The 12,719-nt window shown below is 60.6% G+C and carries 10 protein-coding genes; 5 read left to right on the top strand and 5 right to left on the bottom strand.

The annotated features are described in order from the left end of the window. Positions 1–25: 25 nt before the first annotated feature. Positions 26–1,144 (bottom strand): extracellular solute-binding protein, encoded by a 1,119-nt coding sequence (locus tag KZO25_RS06700; RefSeq protein ID WP_223136353.1) that lies wholly within the window; start codon positions 1,142–1,144, stop codon positions 26–28. 122 nt (positions 1,145–1,266) lie between these two features. Further along, on the bottom strand, positions 1,267–2,400 hold the full coding sequence (locus KZO25_RS06695) for an ABC transporter ATP-binding protein (protein ID WP_223136352.1): 1,134 nt from the start codon (positions 2,398–2,400) through the stop codon (positions 1,267–1,269). A 252-nt stretch (positions 2,401–2,652) separates the two neighbouring features. On the opposite strand from KZO25_RS06695, the gene KZO25_RS06690 reads away from it, so the two are divergent. The 4 genes from KZO25_RS06690 (at position 2,653) to KZO25_RS06675 (ending at position 8,363) form a co-directional block, all read left to right on the top strand. Then, on the top strand, positions 2,653–3,918 hold the full coding sequence (locus KZO25_RS06690) for an NAD(P)/FAD-dependent oxidoreductase (protein ID WP_223136351.1): 1,266 nt from the start codon (positions 2,653–2,655) through the stop codon (positions 3,916–3,918). 215 nt (positions 3,919–4,133) lie between these two features. Next, the gene (locus tag KZO25_RS06685) at positions 4,134–4,559 is read left to right on the top strand and encodes a universal stress protein (protein ID WP_223136350.1); all 426 of its coding nucleotides are present in this window, start codon (positions 4,134–4,136) and stop codon (positions 4,557–4,559) included. 57 nt (positions 4,560–4,616) lie between these two features. Continuing rightward, complete coding sequence (locus tag KZO25_RS06680; RefSeq protein WP_223136349.1) at positions 4,617–6,269, top strand: BCCT family transporter; 1,653 nt, start codon at positions 4,617–4,619, stop codon at positions 6,267–6,269. 309 nt (positions 6,270–6,578) lie between these two features. Then, positions 6,579–8,363 carry a sensor domain-containing phosphodiesterase gene (locus tag KZO25_RS06675; RefSeq protein ID WP_223136348.1) on the top strand — a complete coding sequence of 595 codons (1,785 nt, stop codon included), beginning with the start codon at positions 6,579–6,581 and terminating at the stop codon, positions 8,361–8,363. 25 nt (positions 8,364–8,388) lie between these two features. Here KZO25_RS06675 and KZO25_RS06670 read toward each other — a convergent pair whose 3' ends face one another. The 3 genes from KZO25_RS06670 to KZO25_RS06660 form a co-directional block, all read right to left on the bottom strand. After that, positions 8,389–9,114: a 3'-5' exonuclease gene (locus KZO25_RS06670; protein ID WP_223136347.1), complete on the bottom strand. Its 726-nt coding sequence runs from the start codon at positions 9,112–9,114 to the stop codon at positions 8,389–8,391. A gap of 3 nt (positions 9,115–9,117) precedes the next feature. Further along, a complete protein-coding gene (locus KZO25_RS06665) occupies positions 9,118–11,031 on the bottom strand; it encodes a DUF294 nucleotidyltransferase-like domain-containing protein (RefSeq protein WP_066449603.1) in 1,914 nt (637 codons plus the stop codon). 149 nt (positions 11,032–11,180) lie between these two features. Continuing rightward, positions 11,181–11,579 (bottom strand): DUF4168 domain-containing protein, encoded by a 399-nt coding sequence (locus tag KZO25_RS06660; RefSeq protein WP_223136346.1) that lies wholly within the window; start codon positions 11,577–11,579, stop codon positions 11,181–11,183. Positions 11,580–11,787: 208 nt separating this feature from the next. Between KZO25_RS06660 and KZO25_RS06655 the strand changes: the two genes are divergently transcribed. Beyond that, positions 11,788–12,708: a DMT family transporter gene (locus tag KZO25_RS06655; protein ID WP_223136345.1), complete on the top strand. Its 921-nt coding sequence runs from the start codon at positions 11,788–11,790 to the stop codon at positions 12,706–12,708. The last annotated feature ends 11 nt before the right edge of the window (positions 12,709–12,719 follow it).

The raw sequence follows: 12,719 nt of genomic DNA, 5'->3' as shown, positions 1-12,719 counted from the left end.
CCGCATAGCGGGTGGCGGCCAGGTCTTACTGGGCCAGCCAGGCGTCGAAACGCTGACTCAGCTCGTCGCTGTAATCCGCCCAGAATTCATCATCCTTCTGGATGGCGGTCTCGAAGTTGGGGCCATAGGTGGGCATGTGCGGCTCCATCTCGATGCCGGTTTCAGCATGGGTCGAGACGTACTCCGAGGAAGAGAGGCGCGCCGGGCCGTAGGAGATGTACTGTGCCTGATCGGCGAGCCGCTGGGTGTCAGTGGCGAAGTAGAGGTAGTCGCGCACCTTGTCCAGCTTGCCGGTCGGCACTACCCAGCCATCCAGTTCGAATACCTGAGCGTCCCAGATGATCTCGAACGGCTGATCTTCGCTGACCATGGCATCGAAGATACGGCCGTTGTAGGCAGAAGCGAATGCCACTTCCTTATCCGCCAGCAGCTGCGGCGGCTGGGCTCCCTCCTCCCACCAGATCACGTTGTCCTTGATGGTATCGAGCTTGTCAAAGGCGCGCTGGATACCTTCTTCGGTTTCGAGCATGTCGTAGACGTCGTCGCGGTCAACACCGTCGGCGATCAGCGCCCACTCCAGGTTATTGATGGGACGACGCATCAGCGCGCGCTGGCCGGGATAGTTCTCCAGGTCGAAGACATCCTCAATGGTGCTGGGCTGGTTGTCTTCCGGGAACATTTCGCTGTTGAACGCCACGATGTTCGAGTAGACGATCGAGGCCACGAAGCACTCCCCAAGGGCGCCATCGACGAAGTCTTCACTGGGCGGCGTACCGTCAGGGGCGTCTGCCAGCAACTCATCATGATCCAGCGGCTCGATCAGGCCTTCGGCGCAGGCGATCATGGCATCCGCCGGCAGCATGTCGACCAGGTCCCAGGTCACGTTGCCGGCCTGGCTCTGGGCACGCAGCCCGGCCAAGGCATTGGCACTACGATCGATGTTGACGATCTCGTCACCGGTCTTCTCTGTCCATGGCTGATGGTAGGCCCTGTCCTGACTCATGCTGTAGGCACCGCCCCAGGAGACGATATTGAGCGTCTGCTGGGCCTGCGCCACGCTTGCCAGACCGACGACTGAGGCGCTCGCCACTGCCAGCGTCAAGGTGCGGCGTACCGCGCGCTTGTGATTTCCCTGTTGTTTCATGTCACTTCTCCACTTGTTGTTGTTGCTCACTCGCTATTTGCACTGCCAGCCTTGTATCAAGCTGCTCTACCGCTAACACGGGTCGATTTGCGGATTTCCCGGTCGACCCATTGCCCGAAGACTCAGGCATCCAGCGCCCGGCAATCCTTGCTCGACCAGCCAACCTTGATGGTTTGCCCGGGTCTGAGGGAGGGATGCCCCTTGGCATTGGGGGTCTTGAGAATGAACTCATCGTTGCCGCAAACGGCTAGCCGGGTACGCAGGTGATCTCCAAGATAGATCACCTCCTTTACCTCTCCCTCGAAACAATTGTCAAAGGAGTGGGAGTCATCAAGGAGGATGCTGACCCGCTCTGGCCGCAGCGAAAGGGTCGTACGCGCCCCTACACCACCTGCTGCCACCGCCTTGGCCAGCACGACCTCCCCGCTGTCGAGCCGAACCTGGCACTCGTCACCGATATGCTCGACCACCTCGCCCTGGAGGCGATTGTTCTCACCAATGAAATAGGCCACGAAGGCGTTCTCGGGCTCTTCGTATAGCATTTCGGGCGTCGCCAGTTGTTGGACGATGCCATCATTGAAAACGGCAATCCGGTCCGACATGGTCAAGGCTTCGGTCTGGTCGTGGGTCACGTAGATCATGGTCACGCCCAGGCTGGCGTGGATACGCTTGATCTCGTACTGCATTTCTTCACGCAGATTCTTGTCCAGCGCACCCAGAGGCTCGTCCATCAGTACCAGTTCAGGCTCGAACACCAGCGCGCGTGCCAATGCGACACGCTGCTGCTGCCCACCTGAGAGTTGTGCCGGGCGACGATCGCCGAACTCTTCCAGGCGAACCATTGCCAGCGCTCGGTCGACCTTTTTCTTGGTTTCAGCCTTGGAGAGATGCCGCACTTCCAGCGGAAAGGCGAGGTTTTCGGCAACGGTCATATGGGGAAAGAGGGCATAGTTCTGAAACACCATGCCGATACCACGCTTGTGAGGCGGAAGGCCGCTGATTGGCTCGCCCTTGAGAAGAATTTCGCCATGAGTCGGGGTCTCGAAACCCGCCATCATCATCAGGCAAGTCGTTTTGCCCGAGCCGGAAGGACCCAGAAGTGTGACGAATTCACCCTGCTGGATGTCCAGATTGAACCCTTTGACCACCAGCTCGACGCCGTCGTAGCTCTTCTGAACATTCAGGAAACGGGCAAAACACTCCCCCGGGTCAATCGTTTCACTGACATCTGCTTCTACTTCAAGACTATCGTTCATGCATGGTTCCCGCTAATAGCCAGCAACCAGCGGTTCGCTTGGTGTCGAGGTCTTCCGCTAGCCGCCTGGCCAAGTGGTATTGTTCTCATTGGAATGGGTCGACACTAGTCCGATAATGACAGGTGCCGCAACCCCATAGAGTCCAATCAGCGTTGAAGTCATTGTGAACATTTGTGAGCAAAATCGGCTAGTAGGGTGCCTGGGTAAAGAGCCTTACGATTCCTTCTTGACCGAGCAGGCCAGGAGCAAGACATGCATCCACCGCAGCAAGCCGATGTCGCGATCATTGGCGCAGGCATTGTCGGCCTGGCAACTGCCTGGGCGCTCCTCGATCAGGGACGCGAAGTGGTTCTGATCGATCCGGGTTCTCCCGGTGGCGAGGCCTCTTCCGGCAATGCCGCTACACTGGCCAACTATGCGGTTGAGCCGCTTGCGCGGCCTTCATTACTGCCCTCTCTACCCTCTCTGCTTTTCTCGCCGGACTCCCCGTTTCACCTGCGCTGGCGACACCTGCTTCGCCTGACACCATGGCTGCTGCGCTTCGTTGGGGCCGCCAGGCGCACCCAGGCCGAGCATGCCAGCCGTGTGCTGTGTCATCTCCTTGCGCCTTCACGTCATGACTGGCTAGCCCTGCATGCATCCATTCAGTCCGACGACAGCGTGGCAGCCGCTCTGCATCAGCGAGGCGCCCTTTATTTCTTCCGCCAATCCCGCAACTGGAAGGCGGCCCGCAGCGACTTCGAGCATCGCCAGCGGCTGGGCGTGGCCCAGGCGTACCTGGATGCGCAGGAAGTCGCCTCACTGGAACCCGCCCTTGAGGGCGTTGCCAAGGGTGCCATCCTGTTTCCCGACGCCTGCCACCTTGGTGATCCCTCGCAGTTGGCCGCTTGCCTGGCAAGGAAGCTCAAGCGCCGTGGCGCCACTTTCATCCCGGCACGAGCAGCCTCACTCGAGCGTCACTCTCGCGGGGCCTGCATCCACACCGATGCCGGCAGCTGGCTTGCCGAACAGGTCGTCGTCGCAGCCGGCGCCTGGTCGCAGCCATTGGCCAGGTCGGCCGGCGACCGCATCCCATTGGAGGTCGAGCGGGGCTATCATCTGGAATTTTCCGGCGCCGAGGCCCTGCTCAGCCGCCCCTGCTGCCCTGCCGAGAACGCGTTCTACATGACACCGCTGGCAGGAAGATTGCGTATCGCCGGGACCGTGGAGCTTGGCCACCCGGCCGATCCCGCCAATCCCGCCCGCCTCGCCTACTTGCGCCGGCACGCTGAAGCCATGTTTGGCCCCCTTGGGCCGGCTAGCCACGAATGGCTGGGGCTTCGCCCCTCGCTTCCCGACTCCCTGCCGGTGATCGGGCCCGCCGCGATGCCGAACGTCACCTATGCCTTCGGCCATGGTCACCTGGGGCTAACCCTCGCCCCCACTACGGGTCGCCTAGTTGCAGCCAGCCTGGCCGGCAAGGCGCCCGACTGGCTGCGCCACTGCCACGCCAGCCGCTTTGGGCGCTACTCGCCTTGATGGCGGCAAGCAAGAGAACAGCCTTTTCAACCGATTCGAAAGTCACCCAGCCGATCTGTAGAATGCTTGCTCACGATAAAGACCCGTGTCCTGGGGGGCTTCGCCGGAATGCCTTTGTCACAGGACTGGTATCGTGGGCCAAAGCCGCCACACTCTAAAGTGCAGTCAGCCGTATCGAGTCCCGCTCGATCGCCCGGAGTACCAGGAGAATCGGCATGTACAACAAGATCATGGTGCCAATCGACTTGGCACACCTCGAAGTGCTTGAACCCTCCCTGCAAGCGGTCGCCGACCTGGCCCGCCATTACGATGCCGAGGTGTGCTATGTCGGGGTCACCTCCTCTGCCCCAGGCAGCGTCGCGAGAACGCCGGAGGAGTTCACCCGCAAGCTGGAGGCGTTCGCCCAGGAGCGATCCAGGGTGCATGGTCAACCGGTCAGCACCCACACTATCGTCAGCCCCGACCCGATCGCCGATCTCGATGATCGCCTGATACAGGCCATCGACGATGTGGGAGCCGACCTGGTGATCATGCCCACCCATCCACCCAAGCACCTGGATGTCATCATGCCGTCCCATGGCGGCAAGGTGGCTACCCACACCAAAGCATCCGTATTTCTCGTCAGGCCGAAGACTACCTGACGTTGTTCATGACACTAAAAACCTGACGACACCAATTGCAAGCAAGGGAGATGTCTCGTGGCCGACCCACACACAGACAAAAGCGACAAGGAGCCCAACGGCGGCTCAGAAGGAATTCCTGCACCGGAGGGGCCAGCGAACCTCATCGATACCGATTACGTCATCGGACAGGACAACATCACCACAACCACGCTGGGCGTTGATATCGACCTACATGGCAAGGTCTTCACGGTCTCCGCCATCGTGATTCTGTTCTTCGTGATTGTGACCCTGGCGCTTCAGGAGCAGGTTGCTCCCATCTTCGATGGTGCCTTCGCCTTTCTAACCGGCAATCTGGCCTGGTTCTTTCTGCTGGCGGCAAATGTTTTCGTCCTTCTCGCGGTCATCCTGATCTTTACACCCTTGGGAAAAGTGCGAATAGGCGGGGTCAACGCCACGCCTGACTTCAGCTATGCCGGCTGGTTCTCCATGCTGTTCGCAGCGGGGATGGGCATCGGCCTGATGTATTTCGGCGTCTCCGAGCCCATGGATCACTTCCAGTCGGCCATGGGAGGTATTGCCACGGAGAACGGTGCCAGAACGGACTGGGCCCCGCTAGGCGCTGCAGAGGGTAACGAACAGGGAGCGATTGCTCTGGGCATGGCCGCTACGATCTTCCACTGGGGGCTACACCCCTGGGCGATCTATGCCGTAGTGGCTCTGGCACTGGCGATTTTTTCCTACAACAAGGGCCTGCCCCTGACCATGCGCTCGGTTTTCTACCCCATCCTGGGTGAGCGCGTCTGGGGCTGGCCGGGCCACGTGATCGACATCCTGGCGGTTTTTGCCACCCTGTTTGGTCTTGCCACGTCGCTGGGGCTCGGGGCACAGCAGGCCACCAGCGGCCTGAACGATCTTTTCGGCATTCCTGACGGCAATGCCACCATGGTGATCCTGATCATGGGCATTACCGTGGTCGCCATGGGTTCGATCATGCTTGGCGTCGACAAGGGCGTTCAGCGGCTCTCACAGCTCAACATGGTACTGGCGCTGCTGTTACTGCTGTTCGTGATCGTCGTCGGCCCAACGCTGCTTATCGCCACCGGCTTCTTCCAGAACCTGATGTCCTACGTGACTAACCTGCCGGGGCTCTCCAATCCCTTCGGTCGTGAAGATGCCAACTTCACCCAGGGCTGGACCGCCTTCTACTGGGCCTGGTGGATATCCTGGTCACCGTTCGTCGGAATGTTCATCGCACGAGTCAGTCGCGGGCGCACGGTACGGGAATTCCTGATCGCCGTGCTGCTGGTACCATCTCTCGTTTCAGTACTCTGGATGACCTCCTTCGGCGGCACGGGCATCGACCAGTTCATCCGGGGCACCTTCGAGGGTGAGACCGATGCCCTCTTCATCATGCTGGGTGGCCTGCCGCTGACGGAGATCACCTCCTTCATCGCCATCGTTCTGGTCGTGGTGTTCTTTATTACCTCTTCAGATTCCGGTTCGCTGGTGATCGACTCCATAACCGCCGGTGGCAAGATCGATGCCCCCCGCCCACAGCGCATCTTCTGGGCAATCATCGAAGGCGCCATTGCTATCGCCCTGCTGCTGGGGGGAGGGCTCGCCGCGCTGCAGGCCGCCGTGATCACCACCGGGCTTCCCTTCACGCTGGTCCTGCTGGCCGCCTGCTACGCCATCATCAAGGGCCTGATGAGCGAGCCACGGGGCTGAGCAAAACACTGTCCTTCAGTGTCGAGGGTTACAGAAACCGACCTGCAGATGACGAGCCAAAGGCGGCCTTGGGGCCGCCTTTGGCGTGCTACCTCCCCGCCCGGCATCCCTCAAGACGCAGGACCCTGATATGATGGCCCCCCCAGAGGCGGACCCGAGCGATTCCCTACGATGCATGCTGCTGCACAAGAGGAGTGATCCGTCAGGCTCAACGCAATAAGGCCTTAGGCCACTGGTAACCCGTGAACGTATCGGGCATATTTCAGTAAGCCCGCACTACAATTACGATAAAGGAGCCGTTCTACGCCCATGATGGCACCCGAAGACGCCTTCCGTCTGCTCGCCGATGGCTTGGGCAAAGCCGGCACTCCACAGGCATTCGACCACCTGGTCGAACGCATAGCGTCGATTTTCGATGGGGATCATGTCCTGATCGGCAAGCTGATGCCCAATGGTGAGACCATCCTTACCGTTGCCTTCTGGTCAAAGGGAAGTCTACAACCAGCCGCAACCTATGAACTGGCCGGCTCCCCTTGCGAACACGTCTTGAGCAACGAAATCTGCCAGTTTCCCGATCGTCTTCAGGAACGCTTCCCCGATAGGGCACTGCTCCGGGAACTCGGCGCGCAAAGCTACATCGGTGTCCCCCTACGAGCGCCAAGTGGAGAATTGCTTGGCCTGATGGCACTGCTATGCAATCGTCCGCTTTCTCTTCCCGCCTATGCAGCGGAGGTGCTGCGTATCGCCGCCACCCAGGCTGGCGCCGAGATGGCGCGCCGCATAGCGGAGGAGACCCGGCGCAGCAGCGACCGGCACATCGAACAGTTGATCTACTGGGATAGCGTAACGGGTTTGCCCAACCGCCGGCACTTCATGGAGCGGCTTCAAGAGGCGTGTGATCAGGCCCAGCTTCAAGGCAAGTCCCTGGGGCTGCTCTATCTCGACCTTCAGCGCTTTCGCCAGATCAACGATACCCAGGGCCACGAACGAGGCGACCTGCTGCTGGCCGAGATAGCCGGACGTTTCGGAGCCCAGGCCGAGTCCGGTGAATTCGTCGCTCGCCTGGGGGGCGACGAATTTATGGTATTACTGACCAATACGCGCCCCGCTGCCATGGCACATGCGATTGAACGTTACCGTAATAGCCTCTCACCACCGATCCAGATCGCCGACCGCAGCTTCTCGATCTCGGCCAGTGTCGGTGCGGCACTTTTCCCGCGGGATGCCAATAATGCCCAGTCACTGTTTCAGCACGCCAGTATCGCGCTCAATCATGCCAAGCGGGACGACAGCCGGACTCGCTTTTTCAATACCAACATGGCCGATGAACTGCATCAGCGTGAGTTCTTGCAGCTACGCTTCATCGAGGCCCTGAACCAGGGCCGCCTCACACTGCATTATCAGCCCCAGTTCTGCCTCAAGAGTGGCAAGTTGAGCGGGGCCGAAGCCCTGTGCCGCTGGTACGACGACATCCTCGGGCATGTCAGCCCCGGGACATTCATCCCCCTGGCCGAGGAGCAGGGTCTGATCCGGCAACTGGGCGATTGGGTGCTGGACGAGGCGTGCAATCAACTGCATGCCTGGGATGCCCTGGACAAGCCTTTTCCCGGGCGATTGTGCGTCAATGTCTCGGCGCAGCAGATGGATGACCCACGCCTGGCCGAGCATGTTCAGCGCCTCGCAACCCGCGTAGCTCCCGGGCGCCTCGGCCTCGAGCTCACCGAAAGCGGGCTGATGCGCAACCCCGAGCAGACGGTGCGCATCACTCGCGCCCTGCATGACGCAGGCTTCGGCCTTGCCATCGACGACTTCGGTACCGGCTATTCATCGCTGACCTATCTCAAACGCTTTGCCGCCGATACGCTGAAGATCGACATGTCATTCGTACAGGACATGCTCAAGAGCAGCCACGACCACGCCATCGTAGCCACCATCATCGCCATGGCTGAAACCCTTGGGATGCGGACCGTGGCCGAGGGCGTCGAAGAAGCGGAGCAGGCCGAGGCACTGCGTGAGCTCGGCTGCACTGGCGTTCAGGGCTTCTATTACGGCAGGCCGGTGGACGGCAAGACCTTTGCCGATCTCTGGCTCTAGCCCGCTCGAGTCGGAAGCGAACCGGCTAGCTCCACAGCTCACCAACCGGCACCTGGGGCCGGTAGTGGGTGGCGATCTGGGCCTGGAACAACTCGGCGGTGGCCAGGGCATCGAGCAGCGCATGATGACCCTGATACGACGGGAGACCATAGCGCGCCCGACTATCGCCCAGCCGTATGGATACGGGAGGACGGCGCATCCAGCGCCGAAAGCGTGCCCACAGCGAGAGCCGGTGTCGTCGCGCTTCCAGGGACATGGTATCGATGACCGGAAAGCGAAGCCCCTCACCCAGCCGTGACCTGGCTGCCTCATCCAGAAACGGCCGCTCGATATGGCGGAAATGTACCACCGCGAGGCGACCGGCCATGGCTTCGAGCAGCTCAGGCAGTACCGCTGCGAGATCGGGCGCCTCGGCGATTTCCGAATGAGTGATGCGATGGAAGGTAATCGACTCGCTGGACAGGGGACGGGTAGGCCGCACCACCCAATAGCGGCGCTCGGCCCAGTGAATGCGTCCGAGGGTGAAAGGCACCAGGCCAATGCTGACAATATCGTGGCGACGCGCATCAAGCCCGGTGGTCTCCAGGTCCAGCGCCACTAGCGGCGCCTCGCCGATGGGCGTGTCCGGGGCCGGGCAACCGGCGGCGAAGTAGCGTGCCAGATCTGGCTGAGCGGCCTCGCCGGTACGTGCGGCAAGAAACTCCGGCCAGCCAGGGGGGGAGCGCTGCAGAGACAGGCGATGAGAGAGCATGGCCTAGCGAGACCGGCCGCTGCGGGCAGGCATCGGATAACGATACTTCAGGAACTTCTGTGCATTGCTCAGTACCTGAAAGGCGTCCTTGAGGTTGTGCCGTTCGCTATCCTCGACGTTCTCCGGTTCGATATTGTTATCGGGCATTCGGTCCTGCTGAATGTCGATGACCTGATGGCGTATTCGCGCCATGGCAATGAGCTCCAGTGCATATCGCAGCTTCTCGCCAGCCCCCGGTGCCAGCAGCTGGGTGTTGCCGATGGCGTCAAGCCGCTCAAAGCTGTTCTGCGCCTGAGTACCGCAGGCCAGCGCATGCAACCGAATCAGGTCTACCATGGGTGCCGTTCCGCGTCGCTTTAGGTTGATGGAGTTGTTGTGCTTGCCATCCTTTTCCATCACGAAGGTGCGGAAAAAACCCAGTGGCGGCGTGCGGTTCAAGGCATTTCGTGCCATGGCCGCCAGGAATAACCGGCTGCCAGGCGCTTTCTCCGCTATCAGGTCCTGAAGCTGCTCGACATACGCCTCTTCACCGTAACTGCTGTCCAGGTCGAAGAAGATCGAGCTGTGCAGCAGCCGTTCCGGGGTGGGATTGTCAATCCAGTCGCTGAAGTAGTGTTTCCATACCGATAAGGGTTGGCGCCACTTGGCATTGGTCGCCATTACCGCCCCCTTGCAGTAGGTATAACCGCAGGCATTGAGACCATCGCTGACACGCTCTGCCAAGGCCAGGAAGTAGGCATCGTGTCGTTTGGCATCAAAATCGTCGGAGAGCACCAGGGCATGGTCCTGGTCGGTGACGATGGACTGCTCGTTGCGTGCCATGGAGCCGTTGACCATGAAGCAATAGGGAACCGGCGGCGGGCCCAGCTCCTCTTCGGCCAGCTCCAGCAAGCGACGGGTGAAGCTGCGACCGATGGTCGACAAGGCACTACCTACCATCTGCGAGTTGGCGCCCTCTTCCACCATGCGTACGAAGGCAGCACGCACGTCGGGGGCCAGCTTGGCCAAGCCCTCGGCGCTGGACTGGTTGAAGATATTACTGACAAGGTAAAGACTGCTATGGGTTTCGTAGCGGATGATGTCCGAGAGATGCACGATACCCACCGGCCGGCGACGGTGCAGCACCGGCAGATGATGAATGTTGTTGCGCAACATGCTCAGCATCGCCTCATGCACCGATTCATCGGACTGGATGGTGATCAGTCGTTCGCCGAGCAGCTCGCCAACGGGAGTCTCGGGCGAAAGCCCCTCGGCCACAACCCGCGTGCGAAAGTCGCTGTCGGTCAGGATGCCACACACCCTCCAGGGCCGGTCTTCGCTATCGGTGAAGGTGAAGCGTGGATTGTCATCCGGTGAATCCAGCACCAGGGCCGCCGAAGCCTGGGCCTCGCCTATCTGGCGTGCCGCCTCCTGTACCGTCGTGCCTGCCTCGATCATGACGGGATAGCGCGTGAGCAGCTTCCGCACTCGGGTGATCATCATGTCGTTAGCTTGCTTGTGCTGTTCCACAGCCGCTTCCATGCGTGGTCGGCCAAGCTCCACGAAGTCGGCGAAATGCACGTCGGCCTCACAGAGCTTATGAAACAGTGGCTCGGGAATGAAATAGATCAGGGTGTCTTCCAGTGCCCGCGCCGGGAAACGCACCCGATGATTTCGCAGCAGGCTGAAGTGGCCGAAGATGTCCCCCTCACCCAGGCGATTGTAGAGATCGCCGTTGCGACGATAGACCTCCACCGCACCGCTGCGGATATAGCACAGGTCATGCAATTCCTGATCGAGTACCAGGATATCGCTACCCGCCTTGAAATAGCTCACCTCCACCTGCCCTGCCAATGCGTCGAGCAGGTCGTCGGAGAGGCTCTCGAAGGGAGGAAAGCGGCTCATGTGCTGACGAATTTCCAGCAGCTCCACTTCCATGCGTCACCCCACTGTCAGCACACGATTGAATTGCAGCCCAGTGTGTAAGGGCACTGTCCGGCTGTAAAGCGCCTCATGCGAATCGCAAATAGCAGAAAGGCCACCCGAAGGTGGCCTTTCGTCTTCACGCTACCGGTGGCGGCATCACATCATGACTGCTCGGCCATCTGTTGCACGCGCTGCATCAGCTCGGGATCTTGCTGAATGGCGTGACCAATAGCATTGAAGGTATCCACATCGAGACCGCTATCCTCGACCACTTCCACCATCTTGTCGTTGGCTTCCATACGCACTTCCTGCTGAGTCTGCTCATCCTCAGCAGCGTGCAGGCGCTCGGTGTACTCCTGGGAGATTACAGCGATATCCTGAGACGCATCGGCGAACTGCTGCAGCTGGTCATCAGAGAAATCCTGGGCTGGGGCGGCGGCTTGCGGCTGCTGCTGCGGATCGGTCGCCGGATCTTGCGCTGGGTCCTGGGCGTGTGCCTGAACGGCCATGAGGCCGGCGGTGAGCAGGGCGGCCGAGAACAGTGCAGTCATCCGTTGCATGAAATACCTCCAAACGTATTGCGTGGGTGTGTTGCGTTACGTGGAATTGTGACTAGGCAGGGAACCTTGGGTTCAAAACTTTCATGTAACGGAGTGTAACACTTCTCATGGAAGAAATACTTACCCTGCTAGCTTCTCCCTGACACCGGGACACAGTATCGTCGCTACTGTCGCTGCTGCTTTATTCGAATAAGGATGCTGTCTGTCAATGAGTACCCTCAACCACTCCCGGTTCGACACCGTGCTACTGGCAGGCATGCCGGTACTGTTCGTCGCCCTCTGGAGTACCGGCTTCATCGGCGCCAAGTTCGGCCTGCCCCACGCCGAACCCTTCACCTTCCTCTTCGTACGCTTCGTGCTGACCCTTATGCTGCTGGTGCCGCTGGTCAGGCTATTCAAGGGCGGCTGGCCACAGGGAATGCGACTATGGGGGCACATCGGCGTTTCCGGAATGTTGGTGCATGGCGCCTACCTTGGAGGCGTCTTCTATGGGATCTACCTGGGCATGCCAGCAGGTCTGGCCGCGCTGCTCGTGGGCCTGCAGCCACTGCTGACGGCCACCCTGGCCAGCCCCTTGCTTGGCGAAAGAATCACTGCAATACAGTGGATCGGGCTATTACTCGGGCTCGCTGGGATCGTGATGGTGCTGGGCAGCAAACTCGACCCCGGGGCTGCCCTGTTTCAAGGCTTCGGCCTGGGCGCACTGGCCAGCATCCTGGCCGCACTGGCGGGGATTACCCTGGGCACCCTCTACCAGAAGCGCTTCTGCACCGGCATGCCCTTGCTCTCCGGCACCGTGGTGCAGTACCTGGCCGCAGGCTGCCTGCTCGGCCTCGGCGCCTTGCTGTTCGAGGAGCGCAGCATCGACTGGAGTCCCACCTTCGTGCTGACCATGGCCTGGCTGGTGCTGGTTCTCTCGATCAGTGCGATCCTGCTGTTGATGGCGCTGATCCGTCGCGGCGAGGCCTCGCGGGTGGCAAGCCTGTTCTACCTGGTACCACCGGTCACGGCGCTGCAGGCCTGGTGGCTGTTCGATGAACGACTGCCGCTGATAGGGCTGGTCGGCATGGTGGTTACCATCATCGGTGTCGTGCTAGCCGTCCGCTACAAGCCAGCAGGCCAGGCATGACGCCATCATCG

The sequence above is a fragment of the Halomonas sp. ANAO-440 genome (assembly GCF_019915905.1).
Lineage (GTDB): Bacteria > Pseudomonadota > Gammaproteobacteria > Pseudomonadales > Halomonadaceae > Halomonas > Halomonas chromatireducens.
This window is presented reverse-complemented; position numbering and strand designations above follow the sequence as displayed.